General features: G+C 72.8%; 18 protein-coding genes and 1 tRNA gene. 12 read left to right on the top strand and 7 right to left on the bottom strand.

Translation table 11 applies throughout. From position 1 onward, the window contains the following. Window positions 1-52: 52 nt before the first annotated feature. Window positions 53-1,537, bottom strand: a complete 1,485-nt coding sequence (locus tag ACWC0C_RS18685) for an aminopeptidase P family protein (protein WP_450864892.1) — start codon at window positions 1,535-1,537, stop codon at window positions 53-55. 157 nt (window positions 1,538-1,694) lie between these two features. Then, window positions 1,695-3,095 carry a SpoIIE family protein phosphatase gene (locus tag ACWC0C_RS18680; protein WP_449195089.1) on the bottom strand — a complete coding sequence of 467 codons (1,401 nt, stop codon included), beginning with the start codon at window positions 3,093-3,095 and terminating at the stop codon, window positions 1,695-1,697. A 611-nt stretch (window positions 3,096-3,706) separates the two neighbouring features. On the opposite strand from ACWC0C_RS18680, the gene ACWC0C_RS18675 reads away from it, so the two are divergent. Together ACWC0C_RS18675 and ACWC0C_RS18670 are read left to right on the top strand one after the other, a co-directional pair. Continuing rightward, a complete protein-coding gene (locus tag ACWC0C_RS18675) occupies window positions 3,707-4,393 on the top strand; it encodes a bifunctional DNA primase/polymerase (protein ID WP_450864891.1) in 687 nt (228 codons plus the stop codon). 261 nt (window positions 4,394-4,654) lie between these two features. Continuing rightward, window positions 4,655-5,311 (top strand): hypothetical protein, encoded by a 657-nt coding sequence (locus ACWC0C_RS18670; RefSeq protein ID WP_450864890.1) that lies wholly within the window; start codon window positions 4,655-4,657, stop codon window positions 5,309-5,311. Window positions 5,312-5,553: 242 nt separating this feature from the next. Here the strand turns inward: ACWC0C_RS18670 and ACWC0C_RS18665 are convergent, their stop codons facing one another. The 3 genes from ACWC0C_RS18665 to ACWC0C_RS18655 form a co-directional block, all read right to left on the bottom strand. Further along, window positions 5,554-6,519, bottom strand: coding sequence for a DUF5926 family protein (locus ACWC0C_RS18665; RefSeq protein ID WP_450864889.1), 966 nt, complete (start codon window positions 6,517-6,519; stop codon window positions 5,554-5,556). 484 nt (window positions 6,520-7,003) lie between these two features. Further along, the gene (locus ACWC0C_RS18660) at window positions 7,004-7,642 is read right to left on the bottom strand and encodes an ATP-binding protein (RefSeq protein WP_449195093.1); all 639 of its coding nucleotides are present in this window, start codon (window positions 7,640-7,642) and stop codon (window positions 7,004-7,006) included. 169 nt (window positions 7,643-7,811) lie between these two features. Then, complete coding sequence (locus ACWC0C_RS18655; protein WP_449195094.1) at window positions 7,812-8,642, bottom strand: glycerophosphodiester phosphodiesterase; 831 nt, start codon at window positions 8,640-8,642, stop codon at window positions 7,812-7,814. A gap of 332 nt (window positions 8,643-8,974) precedes the next feature. Between ACWC0C_RS18655 and ACWC0C_RS18650 the strand changes: the two genes are divergently transcribed. After that, a complete protein-coding gene (locus ACWC0C_RS18650) occupies window positions 8,975-10,423 on the top strand; it encodes a S1C family serine protease (protein WP_450864888.1) in 1,449 nt (482 codons plus the stop codon). Window positions 10,424-10,490: 67 nt separating this feature from the next. Beyond that, window positions 10,491-10,575: transfer RNA gene (locus tag ACWC0C_RS18645), tRNA-Ser, on the top strand. Window positions 10,576-10,700: 125 nt separating this feature from the next. Here ACWC0C_RS18645 and ACWC0C_RS18640 read toward each other — a convergent pair. Continuing rightward, window positions 10,701-11,579 carry a bifunctional DNA primase/polymerase gene (locus ACWC0C_RS18640; RefSeq protein WP_450864887.1) on the bottom strand — a complete coding sequence of 293 codons (879 nt, stop codon included), beginning with the start codon at window positions 11,577-11,579 and terminating at the stop codon, window positions 10,701-10,703. 370 nt (window positions 11,580-11,949) lie between these two features. Here ACWC0C_RS18640 and ACWC0C_RS18635 point away from each other — a divergent pair, with 370 nt between their 5' ends. The 8 genes from ACWC0C_RS18635 (at window position 11,950) to ACWC0C_RS18600 (ending at window position 20,045) form a co-directional block, all read left to right on the top strand. After that, a complete protein-coding gene (locus ACWC0C_RS18635; protein ID WP_449195097.1) occupies window positions 11,950-12,207 on the top strand; it encodes a hypothetical protein in 258 nt (85 codons plus the stop codon). 204 nt (window positions 12,208-12,411) lie between these two features. Beyond that, complete coding sequence (locus ACWC0C_RS18630; protein ID WP_449195098.1) at window positions 12,412-13,563, top strand: acyl-CoA dehydrogenase family protein; 1,152 nt, start codon at window positions 12,412-12,414, stop codon at window positions 13,561-13,563. Next, on the top strand, window positions 13,560-14,513 hold the full coding sequence (locus ACWC0C_RS18625; protein ID WP_450864886.1) for a bifunctional MaoC family dehydratase N-terminal/OB-fold nucleic acid binding domain-containing protein: 954 nt from the start codon (window positions 13,560-13,562) through the stop codon (window positions 14,511-14,513). The genes ACWC0C_RS18630 and ACWC0C_RS18625 overlap by 4 nt, the downstream gene beginning before the upstream one ends. A 1-nt stretch (window position 14,514) precedes the next feature. After that, window positions 14,515-15,729 carry an acyl-CoA dehydrogenase family protein gene (locus ACWC0C_RS18620; RefSeq protein WP_450864885.1) on the top strand — a complete coding sequence of 405 codons (1,215 nt, stop codon included), beginning with the start codon at window positions 14,515-14,517 and terminating at the stop codon, window positions 15,727-15,729. A 3-nt stretch (window positions 15,730-15,732) separates the two neighbouring features. Then, window positions 15,733-16,164, top strand: a complete 432-nt coding sequence (locus ACWC0C_RS18615) for a MaoC family dehydratase (protein ID WP_450864884.1) — start codon at window positions 15,733-15,735, stop codon at window positions 16,162-16,164. Next, window positions 16,161-17,327, top strand: a complete 1,167-nt coding sequence (locus ACWC0C_RS18610; protein WP_449195102.1) for a lipid-transfer protein — start codon at window positions 16,161-16,163, stop codon at window positions 17,325-17,327. The genes ACWC0C_RS18615 and ACWC0C_RS18610 overlap by 4 nt, the downstream gene beginning before the upstream one ends. Window positions 17,328-17,603: 276 nt before the next feature. Then, window positions 17,604-18,197 (top strand): SigE family RNA polymerase sigma factor, encoded by a 594-nt coding sequence (locus tag ACWC0C_RS18605; RefSeq protein ID WP_449195103.1) that lies wholly within the window; start codon window positions 17,604-17,606, stop codon window positions 18,195-18,197. Window positions 18,198-18,389: 192 nt separating this feature from the next. After that, window positions 18,390-20,045, top strand: a complete 1,656-nt coding sequence (locus tag ACWC0C_RS18600; RefSeq protein WP_450864883.1) for a long-chain fatty acid--CoA ligase — start codon at window positions 18,390-18,392, stop codon at window positions 20,043-20,045. A gap of 40 nt (window positions 20,046-20,085) precedes the next feature. Here the strand turns inward: ACWC0C_RS18600 and ACWC0C_RS18595 are convergent, their stop codons facing one another. After that, a complete protein-coding gene (locus ACWC0C_RS18595) occupies window positions 20,086-24,585 on the bottom strand; it encodes a PAS domain-containing protein (RefSeq protein WP_450864882.1) in 4,500 nt (1,499 codons plus the stop codon). Window positions 24,586-24,689 lie beyond the last annotated feature (104 nt).

Raw genomic sequence — 24,689 nt, 5'->3', positions numbered from 1 at the left:
TAGGCACGCGAATGGCCGGGCACCCCCCGGTACCCGGCCATTCAAACGCAGATCAGCCCTTCAGCGAGGCCATCCACGCCTCGACCTCGTCAGAGCGGCGCGGCAGGCCGGCCGAAAGGTTGCTGTTGCCGTCCTGCGTCACCAGGATGTCGTCCTCGATCCGGACCCCGATCCCCCGGTACTCCTCCGGCACGGTCAGGTCGTCGGCCTGGAAGTAGAGCCCCGGCTCGACGGTGAGCACCATGCCCGGCTCCAGGACACCCTCCACGTAGGTCTCGGTCCGCGCGGCAGCGCAGTCGTGGACGTCCATGCCGAGCATGTGACCCGTGCCGTGCAGCGTCCAGCGGCGCTGCAGGCCCAGCTCCAGGACGCGCTCGACCGGGCCCTCGACCAGGCCCCACTCGACGAGCTTCTCGGCGAGCACGCGCTGGGCGGCGTCGTGGAAGTCGCGGTACTTGGCGCCCGGCTGCACGGCCGCGATACCGGCCTCCTGGGCCTCGTACACGGCGTCGTAGATCTTCTTCTGGATCTCGGTGTACGTGCCGTTGATCGGCAGCGTGCGCGTGACGTCGGCGGTGTACAGCGTGTGCGTCTCCACGCCCGCGTCCAGCAGGAGCAGGTCGCCGGAGCGGACCGGGCCGTCGTTGCGGACCCAGTGCAGCGTGCAGGCGTGCGGGCCGGCCGCGCAGATGGAGCCGTAGCCGACGTCGTTGCCCTCCACGCGCGCACGGAGGAAGAACGTGCCCTCGATGTAGCGCTCGGACGTGGCCTCGGCCTTGTCCAGGACCTTCACCACGTCCTCGAAGCCGCGCACGGTGGAGTCGACGGCCTTCTGCAGCTCGCCGATCTCGAACTCGTCCTTGATCAGCCGGGCCTCGGAGAGGAAGACGCGCAGCTCCTCGTCGCGCTCGGCGGTGACCTTGTCGGTCAGGGCCGCCTCGATGCCGGCGTCGTAGCCACGCACCACCCGGACCGGGCCGGTGGCCTCGCGGAGCTTGTCGGCCAGCTCGCGCACGTCGGCGGCCGGGATGCCGTACAGCGCCTCGGACTCGGTGAGGGAGTGGCGGCGGCCGACCCACAGCTCGCCGTGGCCGGAGAGCCAGAACTCGCCGTTCTCACGGTCGGAGCGGGGCAGGAGGTAGATCGTCGCGTCGTGGCCGTCGCCGTTGGGCTCCAGGACCAGTACGCCGTCCTCGGTCTGGTTGCCGGTGAGGTAGGCGTACTCGACGGAGGAGCGGAAGGCGTACTCGGTGTCGTTCGAGCGGGTCTTCAGGTTGCCCGCGGGGATGACGAGGCGGTCGCCCGGGAAGCGGGCGGAGAGCGCGGCGCGGCGGCGCGCGGTCTCGGCGGCCTGCGGGATCGGCTCCAGGTCACGCAGCTCCGTGTCGGCCCAGCCGGACTTCATGTTCTCGGCCAGCTCGTCGGAGACGCCCGGGTACAGGCCGTTCTTCCGCTGCTTGATGGGCTCCTCGGACTCGGTCTCCGGGCCCTCTGCGGTAGCAGAGTCGGGCACAGCCGGGTTGAGCTCGTCGGACACGTGATCCTCCTCGATACGCCATGTGATCTCCCCCGGGGCCCGCGCGCTCCTGCTTGTGGCCGAGCGGGGGCCTCCATCATCGTACGGTCGTACCGTGGGCGGACCGGGGTCGGATGACCTGTTATGCCCGGTCATGCCAGCCCCTGGGGGCGGTGGCTCAGTCGAAACGCGCCGCCAGCAGTACGACGTCCTCCTCGCTGTCGGCCGTGTCCCGGCCGTCCGGCAGGACGGTGCGCAGGACGTGGTCGGCGACGGCTCCGGGGTCGTGGCGCAGCGCGCGCGGAATGCTCGCGGCGGCCGCGTGCAGCCGGGCGAAGGCGCGGTCCACGGGGTCGCCGGTACGGTGCAGCAGCCCGTCGGTGTAGAGCAGGACCGTCTCCCCGGCCTGCGCCTGGATCTCCACGCTGGGCGCCTCCCAGCAGGCCAGCATGCCGAGCGGCGCGGAGACGGACGTCTCGGCGAACTCGGTGCGCCGCCCGCCGATCAGCAGCGGCGGGCTGTGCCCGGCACCGGCCAGGGTGATCTTGCGCAGGGCGGGCTCGCAGTAGGCGAACAGCGCGGTGGCCGAGCGGGCGGGCTCGGTCAGCCGCAGCAGCAGCTCCAGGTCGGACAGGACGGCGACCGGGTCCTCGCCCTCCATCACGGCGTAGGCGCGCAGGGAGGCCCGCAGCCGGCCCATCGCGGCCACGGCGCTCGGGCCGGAGCCGGTGACCGAGCCGACGGAGAGACCGAGCGCGGCATCCGGCAGCGGCAGCGCGTCGTACCAGTCGCCGCCGCCGCGCGGGCCGGTGCGGTGCCGGGCGGCGAGCTGGACGCCGGGCACGCGGGGCAGCCGGCTGGGCAGCAGTTCCTCGGTGATGGTCGCCACGCGCGCGCGGGTGCGTTCCACCTCCACCAGCCGGGCGAGGTGCTCGGTGGCGTGCCGGACGTAGAGGCCGGCGAGGTGGCGCTGCCGCTCGTGCGGCTCGGCCGGTTCGTCATAGAGCCAGACGGCGGCGCCGAGGCGGCCGGCGGACTCGGAGGCGAGGGGCAGGGCGTAGCTGGCGGCGTAGCCGAGGCGCGCGGCGACCTCGCGGTGCCGGGGGTCGAGGCCGTCCTCGGCGAGCAGATCGGGGTGGACGATCTCGGCGGTCATGCCGGTGTCGTACGGCAGCGCGCCGCGCGGGACCGTCTCGATGTGGCCGAGGTCGGCGCGGCCGAGGCCGAGGCCGAGGGTGGTGCGGGGGCCGAGTCCGTCGCCGGGCTCCAGGGCGACCATGCCGCGGCGGGCGCCGACGAGGGCGGCTCCGGCGCGCAGCAGCTCGTGCAGGGCGGAATCGAGTGCGTCCGTGCGGGACAGGCGCTCGGTGAGTTCGTGGAGGGTCGTGAGGTCCGAGACCCAGCCGGCCAGCCGGTCCTGGAGGAGGGCGCCGGGCGCGGGGGTGTGCGGGGCGGGGACGGGAGCGGTGTCCGGGGAGGGACCGGCGCCGGCGGCGGGGGGAGTGGGCGCGACAGTGTGTGCGGGCGTCGAAACCGTTGGATCGATTCCAGCCACTTTCGGAGGGTGCGGGGCGTTCATGGCGTCCGGCCTTCAGACCGGTGCGTATTGCTGAAAAGCATCGCAAACCCCCATGTCATTCTGCGCCGCTAGCAGTGTCTCCACATGTACACGCACTCGTGAGGGGATGTCCAGCATTGTCCTGCGGGGATTCCTGGTGTCCATGGGTCGGGCGAGGTTTCTGCCTTAACCCCTTGCCATACCGCCAAGTTGGCTGAAAACTGCACCAGGTATCGGTCCATTGCGGTCGACTGGCCTTGCTCCACGGAGCGTCACAGCGGTCGTGATGGGTACGTACTCGGAGAAGGCCAGGGGTGGTTCGGGGCCACCCGGAACCTGGCGACGGACCCGGGCGTCATAGCCACCGACGGCCGAGCCCCATCCTCCCTGGCGGAGGCGGAGAGAAACACGCGCGACGGCAAAACGCCATACTTCGCCACCCCCGCGCCGCACCCGTGCTTTTGTCAGACGCACTATGGACGCGGACGCGGCCCATGCTCGACCCCCTGGGGTTCCCCCTGCCGTACGCAGGGGTGTGATGCGCCAACAGGTACGCACAGTGAAGTGATCGACACATGGTGTGATGTGGACCACGGTGTTGCCAGCGGTGCAACGGAAAGGAACGAGCGCTCATGCGCGAGATCCTCGGAAGGCGACGCAGGCTCCTGTCCAGGCGGAACGACGGGAGGCCCAGGCGGAACGACGAGAGGCCTGAGCTGATCAGCGCGGCCCTGACCTTCGCGACCGAGTGGCAGTGGCCCGTACTCCCGGGCGTGGCCCCGGACCCGCAGGGGCGGGCCCGCTGCGCCTGCCCCGACCCGGAGTGCACGGTGCCCGGTGCGCACCCCTTCGATCCCGGCCTGCTCGCGGCCACGACCGACGCGCGCATGGTGCGCTGGTGGTGGACCAACCGCCCGAGCGCGCCGATCATCCTGGCCACCGGGGGCAGGGCGCCCTGCGCGGTCAGCCTGCCGGCGCTCGCCGCCTCCCGCGCCCTCGCCCTGCTCGACCGGCGGGGCATGCGCCTCGGCCCGGTGATCGCCTCGCCCACCCGCTGGGCGCTGCTGGTCAAGCCGTACTCCATGGAGCAGCTGGGCGAACTGCTCTATGCCAAGGACTTCGTCCCCGGCTCCCTGCGCTTCCACGGCGAGGGCGGCTATACCGCCCTGCCCCCGTCCGAGACCGGCCGGGGCGAGGTCCGCTGGGAGCGCGCCCCGCTGCCCGGCTCGGCCGCACCCTGGGTGCCCGACGTGGAAGCCGTCGTCGACGCCGTGGTCGACGCCCTCACTCGTACGGGTGTGAGCGCGCCCGAGTTGTAGCGATGTCGGCGCGGGCGGGGCGGGTCGGCGCCGCTTGCTCGTTATCTTCCGCACATGGTGCGAAATACTGGGGGACACGGCCGTCGATTCGGTCCGGGGGGACTTGGCCGTCGGTTCTCCGGGAGGTCCTTGGGGGGACACGCTCGCCGATCACCGCGACACGCGGCGCGATCGGCGGCGGTTCAGCAGGCGCCGGTGCGTCCGGCGGGTGCGCGGTCGGCAGGTGCCCGGTCGGCGGGTGTGCGCCGCCGTGACCCCCGAATGGTGTGGCTGTTCGCGCTCATCGGCGTGGTGACGGCCGCGGTCGTGCTGCCGCTGGCCGTGGCGTCCGCGGAGCAGGTGCGTGAGGCGGCCCGGCATGTGGCGGCCGAGAGACCGGGGCACCCGGTACGGCCCTCGGGGCGTCCCTCGGGAAGCGGCGGGGCCGACGGGAGCAAGGGTGCCGCCGGTGGTCGCCGGGGTGCCGCCGGGGCCGGGGGTGGCGCCGGGTCGGGGGACGCCAAGATTCTCTCGCCCGGCGGGTCACCCGGGCTGCTCGGGCTAGGACTGGACACCGCCACGCGGTGCGGCCCGAAGCTCACCTCGCCCGACGGCCTCGAGGCACAGACCTGTGTGCTGACCCAGGGCGCCGACACCTGGGCCCGCACCTACTACCGCAACACCACCGGCGAGCAGCTCGACTCCGTGCTGAGCCTGATGGGACCGGGCGGCCGCAGTGTGCAGATGCGCTGTGTCACGAGCGACGACAACGAGCCCGCCACCTGCGAGACGCCCCGGGAGCGCAGCAAGGGCGGAATGGACGCCTACTCGGCCGTCATGGAGTTCGCCAGGACCGGGGTCGACGGCGCGCTGCTGCTGCGTTCGGGCAGCGACTCGGCGGCCTCTGTCGGCAACTCCGGTGCCATTAAGGGGAGTTGACGCTCCGCGCCGCGCGGTACGCCGTACGCGGACATGGAAAGACCCGGTTGCTGGCGACGGGGGATGCACCAGCAACCGGGCTACTGGAACGGTAACAAGAGATCGGCCGTTCGCAAATTCCGTCCGGGTCATTCGGCCACCGATTTCCCTGTCACCAGGGGGAGTTGTGACAGGAGTCACCCGATTCGGGGATCGCGGTCCCGCCTTACCGACCGTTCAGTCGAGTCACACGCGCGGGGGCGTCAGCTGAGCGTGACCTGCCGGTTGGTCAGTCCGCCACGCGCGCGGCGCTCCTCCGCCGTGAGCGGTTCGGTCACGGCCAGGGCCGCGGCGAGGCGCTCGGCGAACTCGGTGGCCGGCTTCTCCACGTCGTCCGCCGTGACCCCGCTCGGCAGGTCCCAGACCGGCACGGTGAGGCCGTGAGCACGGAAGGAGCCCACGAGCCGGGTGCCCTCGCCGAGGTTCGAGCGGCCCGCCGCGTGCAGCCGCGCGAGAGCGTCCAGAAGCCGCTCCTCCGGATGCGGCATCACCCAGCGCAGGTGGTTCTTCTCCGGGGTCTCGCACCAGTACGCCGCGTCCACGCCGGCCAGTCTCGCCGTCGGGATGGCGGCGGCGTTGGCCCGCTCCAGGGAGGCGGTCACCTCCGGGGTGGCGTTCTCCGCGTCCGGCACCCAGAACTCGAAGCCGCTCTGCACGACCGGCTCGAACGGCGCCTGGAGGTCGAGCAGGTCCTGCAGCCGCGGACCGCCGGCCGGGGCGCGGCGGCCCTGCACCGGGGTGCCGGGGTCGGCCTGGAGGGCGCGCTGGAGGGTGTCGGCGAGGTCGCGGCTGAGGTCGCCGGACGACGTGTCGTTCTGCAGGCCGAGCAGGACCGAGCCGTCGTCGCGGCGCAGCGCGGGCCAGGCCATGGGCAGCACCGTGGCGAGCGTGACCGACGGGACGCCCTCGGGCAGGCCGTCCTTGAGGGTCAGCTCGACCGTCGCGGCCGGCACCAGCTCGCGCAGCGCCACCCAGTCGCACTCGCCGGGCAGGCCCTCGAACGGGCGCTGCACCAGCTCGGTCGTCGCGTGCGCCGCGGCCCGGCCGTGGCATGCCTTGTAGCGCCGGCCGCTGCCGCAGGGGCAGGGCTCGCGGGCGCCGACAACCGGGACCTCTGCATCGCTGAACTGCGGCCGCTCGGCCTTCGTCTGGGGTCGCTTCTTGGCCATCTGGGTGTCTCCCGGTTACGGCTCTTCTCGTACGGGCGGGAGCCTAGCCGTTCAGGCCGTGACCGGCGGGAACCTGTGGACAACGCACGCCCGCTCAACGCCGACTGTGTGAACCTGTGGACAACTTCCGAGCGCATTGCGGGTGCGTGCGGGGCCTATTGGGCCGGGGTCTTGGGCGCGTCGGTCGGGCCGGGTGTTCGTCCGTGTCGATTGGTTCGGGGCTTTGGGCGCGTCGCTGGGGCCGGGTCTTCGAGTGCGTCGGTGGGTCCGGGTTCCTGTCGGGGTTGGTGGGCCTGGAGCCTTGGGCGCGTCGGTCGGTCCGGGTTTTCGTCGGGGCCGGTGGGCCTGGAGCTTCGTCGGCGTCGGGCGTGCCGGGTTCGCGTCCGCCTCGGGGGTGCTCGATGGTGTCCGTCGGGGCAAGTCCTCGTCCCCATGAGCCACGGTTGGAACTCGTGGCTGTCTACCCGGTCCTCGTCCCAGCCCGTCAGGCCAGGTCGTCGAACGCGTCCGTGAAGTCCAGGTCGGACATGTCGGGGAGGGCGGGGGATGTGACGCGCGTAGCGAAACCGTGCCGGTGGCAGTCGGCATCGGGATCGTGGACGTCCTCGTGGACCACCACCCAGACCGTCACCTCGCCGTGGACGTCGTCCCGGACGCCCCAGTCGTCCGCGAGGGCGGTGATGATGTTGAGCCCTCGGCCGCCGTGCGCGGTCACCGAGGGGGTGGCCGGCGCCGGGCGGGTCGGACCACCGCCGTCCGTCACCTCGACGATCAGCCGGCCCCGGGCGTCCACCCGCCACGCGGCACGCACGTCACCGTCACCGGCCAGCGCGTCACCCAGCGGCCGCCCGTGTTTGCAGGCGTTGCTCAACAATTCGGAAAGGATCAGTACGGCATCGTCGATGACCGATTCGGACACACCGCCGCTGCGCAACTGCGAACGCATCCGGTGCCTCGCCTTCCCCACGCCCGCAGGGCCATGGGGTACGGCCATGCTCGACGACGTGGGCACCTCCTGTGCCACCACCAACGCCACCCCCGAGACCTCCTTTGCCCCACGCCACGGTGTGGATGCCCCATTGGCCTGTACCGGAAACCGGCCAATCCCCTTCCGGTGACGCATTCGCAACGGCCCTGCACGGAGCGAACGCGCCGGAGCACTCCCTGTGATGAAGGCCTTTACCTCTGGTCGTCGTATGGCTGGATTTCAATGGTGTGGCCGAGAGTGGAGGATTCAGCAGGCGCACAGCCGGGTCAAGGGATGTGCGCAGCCTTTTACCGGCCTCTTGAGGTCACACACGCCCCAGCTGACGCAGGACCGCGCCCGGCCGGTTGGTGATGATGGCGTCGATGCCCAGCTCCACGCAGAGATCGACGTCCTCGGGCTCGTTCACGGTCCACACATGCACCTGGTGGCCGGCACGTTTCAGCCGTTCCACGTAGGCGGGATTGTTGCGCACGATGCGGATCGAGGGCCCCGCGATCCGCACGCCCGCGGGCAGCCGCCCGTCCCGCAGCCGGGGTGTGAGGAACTGCACCAGGTAGACCGTCGGCAGTGTCGGCGCGGCGGCACGCACGCGATGCAGCGAGCGCGCCGAGAAGCTCATGATCCGCACCGGGGACTCGGCGGCGGAGGCCGGCGCGTCCAGACCGAACCGCTTCAGCAACGCCAGCAGCCGCTCCTCGACCTGGCCCGCCCAGCGCGTGGGGTGCTTGGTCTCGATGGCCAGCTCCACCCTCCGCCCGGCGTCCGCGACCAGCCCCAGCAGCCGCTCCAGGGTGAGCACGGAGGTGTCCGCCGGGTCCTCCGGCCGGGACACCCAGTCGGGCTCCTCGTCCCGCCCGCGCCAGGCCTCGCGCGTCTTCCAGGAGCCGAAGTCGAGGGCGGCCAGATCGGCCAGTTCCAGCGCGGAGACGGCGCCGCGGCCATTGGAGGTGCGGTTCACCCGCCGGTCGTGGACGCAGACCAGGTGGCCGTCGGCGGTCAGCCGTACGTCGCATTCGAGGGCGTCGGCGCCGTCCTCGATCGCCTTCTTGTAGGCGGCCAGGGTGTGCTCGGGCGCGTCTTCGGAGGCGCCTCGGTGGGCGACGACCTGGATGGAGCGGTGTGGTGCGTGGGTCACCGCGTCATGGTGTCATCGTCGTGGGGTACGCGTGGCGGCGCGGGCGCGTCCGTGCGACAAACGATGCGGGCGAAGCATACGCGGACCGTGCGGTGAACGAGTGGCGTCTGCCTTGCTCGGTTATGTAAATGCTTGTGCAAGTTTTTCCGGAAAGATCCCATATAAAGAGAGCCCCCCGGACCCACAGCCACCGCTTATGGTGCTCTGACGGCCCGTGGGAAAAGCTGACCGCATACAAACGGAACAGTGAAGACTGGCCCAGCACCATGCACAGCTGCCGAGCGTGACCGAGTGCGACCGAGAACTACAGCCGTGGACCGAGGAGAAGAGCTGTGAGCACCGAGAACGAGGGCAACGAGGTACCCCCGGCCCCGTCCGCACCTCCCGTGCCGGTGGCCTCTCCCGGTTCCCCCCAGGGCCTGGCGCCCGAGGGGAACGCACCGACGGCTCCCCTGCCGCCGCTGCCCCAGGACGCTCCGGCCGCCGCCGAGCCACAGCCGGGCCAGGCCCCCTCCGCCCCCGCCGCCTCCGGCCCGGCCCCTGACGGCTCCTGGCCGCCTCCGCCGCCGTCCACCCCGCCGTACGGCGACACCGCGTCCTACGGCGACGCCGGTGCCGCCGGCTGGGGAGCGTCGTACCAGCAGCCCGCCCCCAAGCCGCGCAACGGACGTGGCGGGCTCGTCGCCGCGGTCCTGGTGGCCGCTCTGGTCGCGGGCGGCCTGGGCGGCGGCCTCGGCTACACCCTGGCCAAGGACAGCGACAGCAGCGGCTCCACCACCGTCTCCGCCTCCGAGAGCAGCGCCTCCCAGGTCAAGCGCGCGCCCGGCACGATCGCCAACGTGGCCGCCAAGGCGCTGCCGAGCACGGTCACCATCGAGGCCGAGGGCACCAACGGCCAGGGTGGCACGGGCACCGGCTTCGTCTTCGACAAGCAGGGCCACATAGTCACCAACAACCACGTGGTGGCGGACGCGCTCGACGGCGGCAAGCTGACGGCCACCTTCCCGAACGGCAGGAAGTACGACGCCGAGGTCGTCGGCCATGCCCAGGGCTACGACGTGGCGGTCATCAAGCTCAAGAACCCCCCGTCGGACCTCAAGCCGCTCGCCCTCGGCGACTCCGACAAGGTGGCCGTCGGCGACGAGACGATCGCCATCGGCGCCCCCTTCGGCCTGTCCAACACCGTGACGACCGGCATCATCAGCGCCAAGAACCGCCCGGTGGCCTCCAGCGACGGCAGTTCTACCAGCAAGGCGTCGTACATGAGCGCGCTGCAGACCGACGCGTCGATCAACCCGGGCAACTCCGGCGGCCCGCTGCTGGACGCCGCCGGCGCGGTCATCGGCATCAATTCGGCGATCCAGTCGAGCAGCAGCGGAGGCTTCGGCTCCGGCCAGTCCGGCTCGATCGGCCTGGGTTTCGCCATCCCGATCAACCAGGCCAAGTACGTCGCCCAGCAGCTGATCAAGACCGGCAAGCCGGTGTACGCCAAGATCGGCGCCTCCGTCTCGCTGGAGGACTCCACCGGCGGTGCGAAGATCACCGACCAGGGCGCGGGCGGCTCCGCCGCGGTCGAGTCGGGCGGCCCGGCGGACAAGGCGGGCCTCAAGCCGGGTGATGTCATCACCAAGCTGGACGACATGGTGATCGACAGCGGCCCGACCCTGATCGGCGAGATCTGGACCCACAAGCCCGGCGACAAGGTCACGATCACCTACAAGCGGGGCGGCCAGGAGCACACGACGGACCTGACCCTGGGCGCCCGAGCCGGCGACAGCTGACCCACCGCCCGCCGGACGCCCGATCCCGGTACGCTGTACCCGCTCCGCCCCAGGTGGGCGAGAGCGAGGTGGGTTGCCCGAGCGGCCTAAGGGAACGGTCTTGAAAACCGTCGTGGCGCGAGTCACCGTGGGTTCAAATCCCACACCCACCGCGGATGTTGGGAAGGGGCGCTCCGAAAGGGGCGCCCCTTCCGTATGCCCGGAGGTCTTTCCGTATGCCCGGAGGTCTTTCCGTGCGCCCGGACGTCCTTCGTGTGCCCGGACGCCCTCCCGGTCGTCAGGGCCGGTGCCCCGTCATCCGGGCCGCCGAGGCGATCGTCGCCCGGGCCTCGCGCTCGGAGAGGCCGGTGTTGAGGGCCGCCTCGGTCAGGGGGTCGGCGAGGGCGGGGCCGATGCCGTTCTCGTAGGCGCGGCAGGCCGCCCAGAACAGGCGGGTGTTGCGTTGGCCCTCGTGTGCGGAGAGGACGAACTGGACCAGGCCGCGGCCGTGGTCGCCGGGGGCCGGCGCGGCCGGGGCCGGGTGTGGGGGCCGTGGCGGTGGCGCGAGCAGGCGCAGCAGTGACGGCGGGCAGGGGGCGGGGGCCAGGTGCGCGGTGCCGGGCGCGGTCGTGTACTCGCCGTGGTCGGTGCGGGAGCCGGGGCCCACGAGGTAGCCGCCGGCGCCGCGGATGTCGATGCCGGGGGCGAGGCGGCCGGCGGAGTTCGGTACGACGACGTCCGGTGGGCCGGTGAGCCACAGGTGACGGCCGCCGCTCGGGGTGCGGACGACGACCGTCTCCGGGATGGTGAACAGGTGGCGCAGGGCCAGCTCGCGCAGCGCGGTCGAGGAGTCGGTGCCGGACTTGGTGTCCAGGTCGACGCCGATCAGGTGGTACGGCGGCAGCCCGCAGGCGATGCCGTAGCCGGTGGCCCAGGGCGCGGCGGCGAACAGCTCGCGGATGCGGACCGGGTCGGTCGAGGCGTCGTACACGCCGTGGCCGAAGCGGCCGCAGTCGCCGTGGCAGCGCGGCCCGGCCGGGTCGGGGTCGTCGTGGTGGGGGGAGCGCAGGGCCGGGAGTTTCGTCCGGGACAGGGGGATGACGGCCAGGCCGCGTTCGGCGGCTGACAGGGCGTGTGCGAGGGCCAGCGTCGTGGCCTGCCGGTCGGTGGTGGCCATGGCTCCATGTTCGTACTCATGTTCGAAAAAGGGAAGGGCGGGCTGTCGCGACGCGCCGGGCGGCGGGAAGTTGGCCGGATATGCGACGGAACGATTCACCCCTTGTGTCACCAGAGGAATGGAAGCGCACCTCTGGTCCGCCCTGGGGGCTGTGATGGCAAAAGATGCCGATAGGGGTTTATCGACTTGTCATCACGCTTGTGTGCGAATCGCGGCTTCCGGGGCGGTTCGTCGGGGATTCGGTGGGCAACTCTGCTCTCGCGACGTCGTCCACAACGGTCAGAGCGGTCGGCCAACCGCCCTGACGCAAGCCGTACTTCATGTACTCCCGGCCGCTGGGCCGCGGAGTGCTTGGTTCTGGAGGAACAACATGGCAAGTATCCGTACCGCCCGCGTTCTCGCCGCCGTCGCCGCGGTGCCGCTCGCAGCCGCCCTCTTCGGTGGCGTCGCGGCCGCCGACAACGGTGCCATCGCGGACAACGGATCGAGCGCCAACACCACGCAGCAGGGCGCGGTCGGCTTCGGTGCCTCGAACCAGAGCAACACCGCCCAGGTCAGCGGTTCCGCGTTCACACCCATCCAGCCGGGCGACGGGAATGTGGCCATCAACTTCATCCCCCTGTGGTGAGTCCCGGGCGAGGTCCCTCCCGTTGAGGGGCCTCGAGGGGAGTGCTCAGGGGTCGTAACGCGTCTGCGCGGCGGTGCTTCGGTGCCGCCGCGCAGGTGTTTTCCGGACCCTGGGCGCCGGTGGCCGACCTTGACACCCATCCAGATCTGACGGACAGTCAGAAACTGTCCTTGTCAGGTACGCGAGGCCGGGAGGGCCCCCGCCGTGCACCTCGCCCCCACGCAGCGGCAGCAGCGCCTGCGCGCCGAACTCCGCGCCTACTTCCGTGACCTGCTGCCCGAACGCCGCGAACCGGCCGACGACCGCGCCCTGTTGCGCCGCATCGGCGCCGACGGCTGGCTGGGTCTCGGCTGGCCGGTCGAGTACGGCGGCCAGGGCCGGGGCGCGGACGAGCAGTTCGTGTTCTTCGACGAGGCGTACCGGGCCGGCGCCCCGGTCTCCATGGTCACGCTCAACACCGTGGGCCCCACCCTCATGAAGTACGGCAGCGAGCAGCAGAAGGCCTGCTTCCTGCCCCGCATCCTCAGCGGGGAGGCCGTCTTCGCGATCGGCTACACCGAGCCCTCCGCCGGCACCGACCTGGCCTCACTGCGCACCCGGGCGGTGCGCGAGGGGGACGGCTGGCGGATCGACGGGCAGAAGATCTTCACCTCGGGCGCCCAGCACGCCGACTGGATCTGGCTCGCCTGCCGCACCGACCCGGAGGCGCCCAGGCACCGGGGCATCTCCATCCTCCTCGTCCCGACCGACGCTCCGGGTTTCTCCTGGACGCCGATCGAGACGGTGGGCGGGCAGACGACGACGGCCACCTACTACGACGGGGTCCGCGTCCCGGCCGGGAACCTGGTCGGCGCCGAGAACGAGGGCTGGTCGCTGATCACCGGCCAGCTCAACCACGAGCGGGTCGCGCTCGCCGCCCTCGGCATGCAGGCCGAGGACTTCCTCGCCGCCGCGCTCGCCGCCGCCCGTACACCCGATCCAGTGAATCTGCGGCGCCGGATCGATGAGCCGTGGGTGCGTCTGCGGGCGGCCGAGGCACATGCCCGACTGGCCGCGAACCGCCTGCTCAGCTGGCGTTTGGTGGCGGACGCGGGGGCGGGCCGGCCGGCCCCTGGCGAGGCGAGCGGCGTGAAATTCGCGGGAACGGAATCGACTGTCGCGACGTATCGCATGTGTCAGGAGATCGCCGGCGAGGCGGGCCTGGTCCGCGCCGGCTCCCCGGGAGTCTTCGGGGACGGGGAGCTGGAGCGGCTGAACAGGGCGGCGCAGATCAACACGTTCGGGGGCGGGGTGAGCGAGGTGCAGCGGGAGATCGTCGCGACGATGCGGCTCGGGATGACGAGGGGGCGGCGGTGAGCACGGAGGGTGTGGAGCCGGGGGGCGGGCAACCGGCAGCAGCGGATCCCGACGCACTCGGCGCGCGGCTCAAGGCGTACGAGGGGCGGCCGGCCGCCGTCGCCGGGGTGGGCAAGGACCCGGTGAACGCGCCGATGATCCGGCACTGGTGCGAGGCGATGGGCGACACCAACCCGGCGTACTCCGGCCCGGACGCCATCGCCCCGCCCACCATGCTCCAGGTCTGGACGATGGGCGGCCTGTCCGGACACGAGGGCCGCACGGGTGCGTACGACGAACTGCTCGGCCTGCTCGACGAGTCGGGCTGTACGTCCGTCGTCGCCACCGACTGCGAGCAGGAGTACGTACGGCCCCTGCGCCCGGGGGACCAGGTCACCTTCGACTCGGTGATCGAGTCCGTCTCCGACCGCAAGACGACGAAGGTGGGCACCGGTTACTTCGTCACGACGCGTACGGACGTCCGGGCCGATGGCGACCTCGTGGGCACGCACCGCTTCCGCATCCTCAAGTACGCCCCGGCCCGCCGGAAACCCCCGGCCCCCCGCCCCCGCCCGGTGGTCAACCGGGACAACGCCGGCTTCTGGCAGGGCGTGGCCGAGCACCGGCTCCTCATCCAGCGCTGCACGGACTGCGGCACCCTGCGCCACCCCTGGCTGCCGGGCTGTAACGCGTGCGGCTGCCTGGGCTGGGACACGGTCGAGGCGATCGGCGAGGGGACGGTCCACTCCTACGTGGTGATGCACCACCCGCCCTTCCCCGCCTTCGATCCCCCTTATGCGGTCGGCCTCGTCGAACTCACCGAGGGCGTACGGATGGTGAGCAACGTGACCGGGGTGCCCTACGACAAGGTGCGCATCGGGTTGCCGGTCCGGGTGGAGTTCCGTACCTACGAGGACGCGGAGGGTGCGCTGGTCCTGCCGGTCTTCCGGGCCGTCGAGGGCGAGGGCTGACATGGACTTCACGCCTACCGAGGCCCAGGCCGAGGCCCGTGACCTGGCCGCGCGGATCTTCGGCGACCTCTCCACCCACGAGCGGCTGAAGTCCGCCGGCAGCGGCAGCGACCCCGGACTGTGGAAGGCCCTGTGCGCGGCCGGCCTGGTCGGCGCGGTGGCCGACCTGGGCCTGCTCGGCCTGGTGCTGCTCCTGGAGGAACAGGGGCGTACGACGGCCCAGGTGCCCTTTGCGGCGAGCTGTGTGTACGGCCTGCTGGCCCTGACCGCACACGGCAGCGCCGAGCAACGGGCAAGGCTGCTCCCGGCGGTCGAGGACGGCTCGGCGGTGCTGACGGGGGCCTTTCCCGCGCAGAGCGCGGTACGCGCCTCGGCCGCCCCGGGGTCTTCACGGTCTTCGGCCGCCCCAGGTTCTGTACGGTCTTCGGCTGCCCCAGGGCCTGTACCGTCTTCGGCCGCCCGGGGTTCCGCACGGGCCTCGATCGCCCGGGGTTCCGCACGGGCCTCGGTCGCGAACGATTCCGTACGAGCCCCGGCTGCCCAGGGTTCCGCAGCCGCTTCGGCACCGGTCGAGCTGACCGGTACCGTCCCGGTCGTCCCCTGGCTTCGGGACGCCACCCATGTCCTGGTCGCCGACGCCGGCCGCCGGTTGTGGCTGGCCCCGCTCGGCCGGGGCACCGAGGTCACTCCGGTCGAGCTGACCGCCCCCTGGTCGGCGGGCCGCCTCACCCTGGACCGGGCACCGGCCGAGCCGCTGGGCGGCGCGGAAGCCTACGCCGATGTCCTCGCCACCGCCCGTACGGCCTTCGCCGGGCTCCAGGCCGGGGTGTGCGCGGGCTCCCTGGCGCGGGCCGTGGCGCACGTCGGCAGCAGGGAGCAGTTCGGGCGCCCGCTGGCCACCCGGCAGGCCGTCCAGCTCCAGGCCGCCGACGCCCACATGGACACCGAGGCGATACGGGTGACCGCCTATGAGGCCGCCTGGCGGCGGGACGCCGGGCTGCCGTACGCCACGCATGCGCTGACGGCTGCCTGGTGGGCTTCCGAGGCGGGGCAGCGCGTGGTGCACACCGGCCAGCATCTGCACGGCGGGGCGGGAGCCGACCTCGACCATCCGGTGCACCGGCATTTCCTGTGGGGCCGGCAGCTGGACGCCTATCTGGGCTGTGGGGCCGAAGTGCTCCAGGAACTGGGGGAGTTGATCGCGAATGGGGAGTGAGACATGACGACGGCGTCGACCAGGCCACTGACGGCGGGCGCCGAGCTGCCTCCGCTGCAGATCCCAGTCACGCGCACGCTCATCGTGGCGGGGGCGATCGCCTCGCGGGACTACCAGGACGTGCACCACGACGCCGAACTGGCCAGGCAGAAGGGCTCGCCGGACGTCTTCATGAACATCCTGACGACGAACGGCCTCGTCGGCAGGTACCTCACGGACCACTTCGGCCCGACGGCGGTGCTCGGCAAGGTCGCGATCAGGCTGGGTGCGCCCAACTACCCGGGGGACACGATGGTGTTGACGGGCAGGATCGAGGCGGTCGACGGCGACACCGTCACCGTACGGATCGTCGGCGCCAACGCCCTCGGCAGACATGTGACGGGCACGGCGACGGTCACGGTCCCGGGGGCCGCGGCACCGGAGGTGGCCCCATGAGCCGACCGGCCCGCGACACCCTGGGCGGGCGGGCCGCGATCGCCGGGATCGGGGCCACCGAGTTCTCCAAGGACTCCGGGCGCAGTGAGCTGCGGCTGGCCGTGGAGGCGGTGCGGGCCGCGCTGGACGACGCGGGGCTGGTGCCGGCGGACGTGGACGGGATGGTGACGTTCACGATGGACACCAACCCGGAGATCACGGTGGCCCAGGCCTGCGGGATGGGCGAGCTGTCCTTCTTCTCCCGGGTCCACTACGGCGGCGGTGCGGCCTGCGCGACCGTCATGCAGGCGGCGCTGGCGGTGGCGACGGGCGTGGCGGAGGTCGTGGTGTGCTACCGCGCCTTCAACGAACGCTCGGGCCGCAGATTCGGTGCGGGCGTGCAGCACCGGGAGCCGTCGGCGGAGGGCGTGGCGCTCGGCTGGGTGCTGCCGTTCGGGCTGCTCACCCCGGCCTCCTGGGTGGCGATGGCGGCCCAGCGGTATCTGCACGCGTACGGGCTGACGCCGGAGGCGTTCGGGCATGTGGCCGTGGTGGACCGCAGATACGCGGCGACGAACCCGGCGGCGTACTTCCACGGCCGCCCGATCACGCTCGCCGAGCACGCGGCGTCCCGCTGGATCGTGGAGCCACTGCGGCTGCTGGACTGCTGCCAGGAGACCGACGGCGGGCAGGCGATCGTCGTCACCTCGGTGGAGCGGGCCCGGGACCTGCCGCATCCCCCGGCGGTGATCGCGGCGGCCGCGCAGGGCGCCGGCCGGGCGCAGGAGCAGATGACCAGCTTCTACCGGGACGATCTGACCGGCCTGCCGGAGATGGCCGCCGTCGCCCGTCGGCTGTGGCGCGGCTCCGGTCTGACGCCGGCCGACATCGACGTGGGGATCCTGTACGACCACTTCACGCCGTTCGTGCTGATGCAGCTGGAGGAGTTCGGGTTCTGCGGGAAGGGGGAGGCGGCGGACTTCGTGGCCGAGGAGCGGCTGCCGCTCAACACGCACGGGGGCCAGCTGGGGGAGGCGTATCTGCACGGAATGAACGGCATGGCGGAGGCGGTACGCCAGCTGCGCGGCACAGCGGTGAACCAGATACCGGGCGCCTCCCGGACCCTGGTGACAGCGGGCACCGGCGTCCCGACCTCGGGCCTGGTCCTGACGGCGGACGAGTGACGGGCGGCCCGGACGCGTCCCCGGAGTCCGCGTCCCCGGAGTCGCGGGTGGGCAGGGCCCGAGGTCAGCGCGTCTGCCGCACCCGGTGTCAGGGTCGGCCCGGTGGGCGGAGCCAGGGCTGATCGGGGCGGCGTCAGGGTCGTACCCGCAGACGGGGTGTACGGGCCGTCCACCTTCAGGAGGTGCAGTCGGCACCACCCCTACAACCTGAGGGGGACTCCGCTTCGGGACCTGCGGCCGATCCGCCCGAGGGGGAGCCGCTCCTAGCGTGGAGCCATGACCACACCCGTCTGCACCAGCGCCTCGGCCGCCGCCGCACCAAGGCGGCAGACCCTCCCCCACCCCCGGCTCCGGCCGGGCGGTGAGACGACCACGTACCCGTCGTTCGCGTCGTATGTGCGGGCCCGCCAGCCGGTCCTGCTGCGCACCGCGCGCTCGCTGACCGCGAACCCGTGCGACGCCGAGGACCTGCTGCAGACCGCGCTCGCCAAGACGTACGTGGCCTGGGAGCGGATCGAGGACCAGCGGGCGCTCGACGGCTATGTGCGCCGGGCGCTGCTGAACACCCGGACCTCGCAGTGGCGCAAGCGCAGGGTGGACGAGTTCAGCTGCGACGAGCTGCCCGAGCCGGAGCCCGTGCCCGGCGCCGACGATCCGGCCGAGCGGCAGGCACTGCACGACGCGATGTGGCGGGCGGTCGTCAAGCTTCCGGCGCGGCAGCGGGCGATGGTCGTCCTGCGCTACTACGAGGACCTCAGCGAGGCCCAGACCGCCGAGGTGCTCGGGGTGTCGGTGGGCACGGTGAAGTCGGCGGTGTCGCGTGCGCTGGCCAAGCTGCGTGAGGACCCTGAGCTGGGCCTGGTCCGTTAGCCCGGGATTTCCCCCGGTTTGCCCTCTCCCCGTCTGCCCTCTCCCCGAGGCGCCTCCTCGGTTTGCCTGGCGGATTTTCATCGCCGTTTTCCTCCCCAGTGACACACCCCCTAGTGACATACCGCGCGGTATGTGAGCAGAATCAGCGGAACCTCTACCACCGCGTAGGCAACGCCGCCCCGGGAGGACTCCGTGCTGAGCACCATGCAGGACGTACCGCTGACCGTCACCCGCATCCTCGTGCACGGGGTACTGGTACACGGGCGGTCCCAGATCACCACCTGGACCGGCGAAGCCGAGCCGCAGCGGCGCAGTTTCGCCGAGGCGGGGGTACGCGCGGTGCAGCTGGCGAACGCCCTGCGCGACGAACTCGGCGTCCGCGGCGACGACCGGGTGGCGACCCTGATGTGGAACAACGCCGAGCACGTCGAGGCGTACTTCGCGATCCCGTCCATGGGCGCCGTACTGCACACGCTCAACCTGCGGCTGCCCGCCGAGCAGCTCACGTGGATCGTCAACCACGCGGCCGACAAGGTCATCATCGTCAACGGCTCGCTGATCCCGCTGCTCGCGCCGCTGCTGCCCCAGCTGCCGACGGTGGAGCACATCGTCGTCTCCGGCCCCGGTGACCGTTCGCCCCTGCAGGGTGCCACCGCGCGGGTGCACGAGTACGAGGAACTGATCGCGGACCGGCCGCAGCGGTTCGACTGGCCGGAGATCGACGAACGCCAGGCCGCCGCCATGTGCTACACCTCCGGCACGACGGGCGACCCCAAGGGCGTGGTGTACAGCCACCGTTCGATCTACCTGCACTCCATGCAGGTCAACATGACCCAGTCGATGGGCCTGACCGACCAGGACACCTCGCTGGTCGTCGTCCCCCAGTTCCACGTCAACGCCTGGGGCCTGCCGCACGCCACCTTCATGACCGGCGTGAACCTGCTGATGCCGGACCACTTCCTGCAGCCCGCGCCACTGGCCGAGATGATCGAGCGCGAGAAGCCGACGCACGCGGCGGCCGTCCCGACCATCTGGCAGGGTCTGCTCGCCGAGCTCACCGCACACCCCCGCGACGTCTCCTCCCTCACCCAGGTCACCATCGGCGGCTCCGCCTGTCCGCCCTCCCTGATGGCGGCCTTCGACAAGCTCGGCATGCGCGTCTGTCACGCCTGGGGAATGACGGAGACCTCCCCGCTCGGCACGGTCTCCCGGCCCCCGGCCCACGCGGTCGGCACGGACGAGGAGTTCGCCTACCGCCTCACCCAGGGCCGCTTCCCGGCCGGCGTCGAGGCCCGCCTGAGCGGCCCCGGCGGCGAACGCCTCCCCTGGGACGGCGAGTCGGCGGGCGAGCTGGAGGTGCGCGGCCCGTGGATCGCGGGCGCGTACTACAACGGCCCCGACGCCGAACCCCTCCGCCCCGCCGACAAGTTCAGCGAGGACGGCTGGCTCAAGACCGGTGACGTCGGCACGATCTCCCCCGACGGCTTCCTCACCCTCACCGACCGCGCCAAGGACGTCATCAAGTCCGGTGGCGAGTGGATCTCCTCGGTGGACCTGGAGAACGCGCTGATGTCCCACCCCGACGTCGCCGAGGCCGCGGTGGTCGCCGTACCCGACGACAAGTGGGGCGAGCGCCCGCTGGCCACGGTCGTCCTCCGGGAAGGTGCCGCCGCCGACTTCGAGACCCTGCGCGCCTTCCTCGCCGAGGAGGGCAAGATCGCGAAGTGGCAGCTCCCCGAGCGCTGGACGATCGTCGAGTCGGTGCCGAAGACGAGCGTCGGCAAGTTCGACAAGAAGGTCCTGCGCAGGCAGTACGCCGACGGGAAGCTGGACGTGACCCGGCTGTAGCACCGACGGGCCGACGGCACCAACCGACCGGGATACCAGGTCAGTTGGTGCCGATCCGCGCCAGCAGCTCCACGATCCGGCTCTGCACCTCCGCGCTGGTCGACCGCTCCGCGAGGAACAGCACCGTCTCGCCCGAGGCCAGCCGGGGCAGGTCGGCCGGGTCGACGGCGGCGGTGTAGACGACCAGCGGGGTGCGGTTGAGCTGCCCGTTCGCGCGCAGCCAGTCGATGATCCCGGTGAAGCCGCCCTGCCGCCGCTGCACCTGCATCAGGTCCATCACCACGAGGTTCGGCCGGAACTGCCCCGCGAGCGTCACCGCGTCGTTGTCGCTCGCGGCCCGCGCCACCTGCATCCCGCGCCGCTCCAGCGTCGCCGTCAGCGCCAGCGCGATCTCCGCGTGCTCCTCGATCAGCAGCACCCGCGGCGGATGCTGCTCGCTGTCGCGCGGCGCCAGCGCCTTCAGCAGCACGGCGGGGTCGGCGCCGTACGCCGCCTCGCGTGTCGCCTGCCCGAGCCCGGCCGTGACCAGCACCGGCACCTCGGCGGCGACCGCGGCCTGGCGCAGCGACTGCAGGGCCGTACGCGTGATCGGCCCGGTCAGCGGATCCACGAACAGCGCGGCCGGGAACGCCGCGATCTGCGCGTCGACCTCCTCACGGGAGTGCACGATCACCGGACGGTAGCCACGGTCGCTCAGCGCCTGCTGGGTCGTCACGTCCGGCGCCGGCCACACCAGCAGCCGGCGCGGGTTGTCCAGCGGCTCCGGCGGCAGCTCGTCGTCGAGCGGCTGCGGCAGCGGGGCGTCCGCGATCTCCACGGCGCCGCCGGGACCGTCCAGCGGCTCGGGCCCCTCGGCGGCGTCGGCGTCGGGCGCGCCTATGGCGTACGACCGTCCGGCGCCCTCGGTGGCCGGGGCGAGCCGGGACTGCCCGGCGAGCGACGGCTGCGCGGCCGCCGGTTCGGCCGCCGGTTGCTGCTCCGGGCGCTGGGCCGGCTCGGGCGGCGTGCCCAGCTTGCGCCGGCGGCCGGAACCGCCCGGCGCGTGCGGCGGCGGGGTCGCCGTCGGCTGCTGTACCTGCGCGGCCTGCCGCGAGAACGGCACGCCCTGTCCGAGCGTGCGGACGCTGATCGCCCGCCCCTGCGTCGAGTTCGGGTCGACACCGGCAGCCTCGGCGGGCAACGGCTGCGCGGCCTGCGGCGGCTGGAGACCGGCGCGTTCCGCGGGGAGCGGGGTGCCGGGCGCCGGCGTGGCGGCCTGCTGCGCTACGGCCGTGCCCGCGCCGGAGGTGTCATCGGCGCCGGGCCACTGCTGGGGCACGGCGGCCGCCTGGACGGCGGTCGGCGCCGGTCCGGCACCGGCCTCGGCGGGCAGCGGCTGGGCGCCCGGGGTACCGGCGGGCGGGGTCGCGGACGACGCCGTGACCGGCTGGGCCGGGACCGGCTGTCCCGGAGCCGCCTGCACCGCCCGGCCGGCGGTGTCCTGCACGGGCGCGGCGGGGTGCGGTACCGCAGGATGCGCTACGGCAGGCTGCTGACCGGGCGTGGAACCACCGGCCTGGGCGCCGGGTACCGGCTGCCCCGGCACCGGCGCGGGACCGGCCTGGACGGGGATGCCCTGCCCGGCCGTACCCTGCGCCGGAATGCCGTGAACCGGCGTGCCCTGACCCGGAGTCGGCGTCCCCGCCGGGACGCCCTGAGGAGGAGTCACCTGCCCCGGCACGCCCGGGTTCGGTACGGCCGGTACGGGAGCGAGCTGTCCCGGAGCCGCCTGTGCCGCGGGCGCGGGCGCCGAGCCCGGCTGTGCGGCGCCCGGCGCGACCGCGGGTGCGGCACCCTCCGCCGGGGACTGGGCGCCCTGAGCCGGCTGGGCCACGGCCCGGCGGCGCCGACCGGTCGGTGCGCTGGTCGGATGCGGCTGCGGCGGGGTGTGGTCCGCGCCTTGGTCGAGCGGTACGGCGTCGTGTCGGCCGTCCTCACCGGGCGCGCCCTCGACGGTCGGCGGCAGCTGAGCGGGCACCTGGACCGGCCCGGCGCCCTGTCCCACGGTCTGCGGCTGCCCCTCGGCAGCACCCGGAACGGCACCCGTACCCGGACCGACCGGCACGGCTCCCCCGGGTCCGACCGGCACACCCACCCCGTTCGCCGAGTCCGCGGACTCGGGTGAGCGGTCGGCCTCGGCCGGCGGCAGGGCGAAGACCGTACGCGCACCGCCCGCCTCCTGGGCCGCGGCACGCTCCGCCGCGGCGGCCAGCGCACGCCGGCGCCGCCCGGTCGGCTGCGCGCCCTCGGCCGGAACGACCTCCGTACCCGCGACGCCCTGTGCACCCGGCGCCGCATCGCCGCCCGCGGCGGGCAGCGCGGGCGGCAGGGCGGCCTGCGGGGCGCCGGAGTCGGGGCGGGCACGCCGGCCCGCGGGTACGGGCACGCCCTGGGGCGGTACGGCGCCGAGCCCCGTACCGGAGGCGGCGGCCCCCGCGGCGTGCTCGGCCGCGGTCACCACCGCGCCCTCGCTCACCCCGTCGCCGTCGCCGGCGACGCCCTCGGCGGGGCGGCCACGACGGCGCCCGGTGCCGCCGGACGCGGCCTCCGCAACCTCGGCCGGGACCGCGGTGGTCTCCTCGGCGGGCCCGGCCGCACGCCGGCGGCGCCGCCCGGTCGGCACGGGCGCCTCGCCCTCACCGGCCTCGCCCGCGCCGGGCACGTCACTCTCCAGGAAGGCGTCGGTGGACGAACGCCGGGCCCGCCGCCGTCCGCCACCCGCGGCCTGCTCGGCGTCACCGGTCTCGGCCACGGCCATCTCACCGGTGCCGGAGACCTGACTGCTCGGATCCGGCGCGGCCGGAAGGGCGGCGGCGGTCGCGCGCCCCGCGACCGCACCGGCGCCACCTCCGAGCGGCACCTCCAGCACATACGCGCTGCCGCTCATGCCCGGCACCTCGTGCGTCTGCAGCACGCCGCCGTGGGCCCGTACGATCCCGCGCACGATCGGCTCGTGCACCGGGTCGCCCCCGGGATACGGCCCGCGCACCTCGATCCGCACGACCTCGCCACGCTGAGCGGCGGCGACCACGACCGTATTGTCCAGATAACCGCCTGCGGAGACGGGCGAGTTGCCGGTCGCGTCGACCCCGGCGACATCCGCCACCAGATGAGCGAGCGCGGTGGCGAGCCGCTGCGGGTCGACCTCGGCCTCGATGGGCGGCGCGTGCACGGCGAACTGCACCCGCCCGGGACCGATCAGCTCGACGGCCCCCTCCACACCGGCGGCGACGACGGCGTCCAGCATCACCTTCGTACGGATGACGTCCTCGGCGCCCGCGTCCAGCTGCTGGTAGCCGAGGACGTTGTCGATGAGGGTGGTGATGCGCGAGTACCCGGCCGACAGGTGGTGGAGCACCTGGTTGGCCTCGGGCCACAGCTGCCCGGCGTCATCCGCCGCCAGCGCGGACAACTCGCGCCGCAGCTGGTCCAGGGGCCCGCGCAGCGACTGCCCGAGCAGGATCAGCAGCTGCTCGTGCCGCCCGGCGAGGGCCTCGTACCGGTCCTTCTCCCGCTCGGCGAGCGCGGCGTACCGCTCCTCGCCGGCCGCCAGCTCCTCCGCGTGCTTCTCGCTCAGCTCCTCGACCTCGGCGACGTGCTGCTGGCGCAGCGCGGTCAGATCGGAGGCGTGCTCCTCGGAGAGCCGCTCGACCTCCTCCGCGTGCGCCTTCTCCAGCCCGGCCTTCTCCTCGGCCAGGGTGTCCAGCGGCCGCCGGTCGGTGAAGGTCATCACGGCGCCGACGAGCTGGTCCCCGTCGCGCACCGGCGCGGTGGTCAGGTCGACGGACACCTTCTGGTCGCCCTTGGACCACAGCACCTGCCCGCGCACCCGGTGCTTGCGCCCGGAGCGCAGGGTGTCGGCGAGCGGGGACTCCTCGTACGGGAAAGGGGTGCCGTCGGCGCGCGAGTGCAGCACCAGCGTGTGCAGCTCCTTGCCGCCCAGCTCCCCGGCCCGGTAACCCAGTATCTGGGCGGCGGCCGGATTGACGAGCACGATCCGCCCGTCGGTGTCGGTGCCCACGACACCTTCCGACGCGGCCCGCAGGATCATCTCGGTCTGCCGCTGCGAGCGGGCCAGCTCCGCCTCGGTGTCGACGGTGCCGGAAAGATCCCGGACGACGAGCATGAGCAGCTCGTCACCGGTGTATCCGTAACCGTCGTACGCCTGCTGCCCGTTCTCCAGATTCGCGCTCGTGACCTCGACCGGGAACTCGCTCCCGTCGGTCCGCCGCGCGATCATCCGCGTGGGTTTGGTCCGCCCCGCCGGGTCCATGTGATCGGGCCGCCGCATGGACCCGGGGATCAGTCTGGAGTCGAACTGGGGCAGGAGATCGAGAAGCCCACGCCCCACGAGAGCCGTGCCGGGCGCCTCGAAAGCCTCCAGCGCGATGGTGTTCGCGTTGACGACGGTTCCGTTGGCGTTGACCAGGACCAACGCGTCCGGCAGCGCGTCGAGTATGGCTGCGAGGCGAGCAGCGCCTCGGGATGGCCTGCTGCTCACGAGACGCTTCCTCCCTGTTACCGCACCTTGCCGACCGCTCGGGCCATCTTGCCAACCGGCCCGCGACGTGTCACGCGAGGGAGTCTAAGGGCACACGTTGCGCT

It is taken from the genome of Streptomyces sp. NPDC001709 (assembly GCF_053596375.1).
Note: the sequence above shows the minus strand (reverse complement) of the source record. Positions and strands in the feature narration are given on the sequence as shown.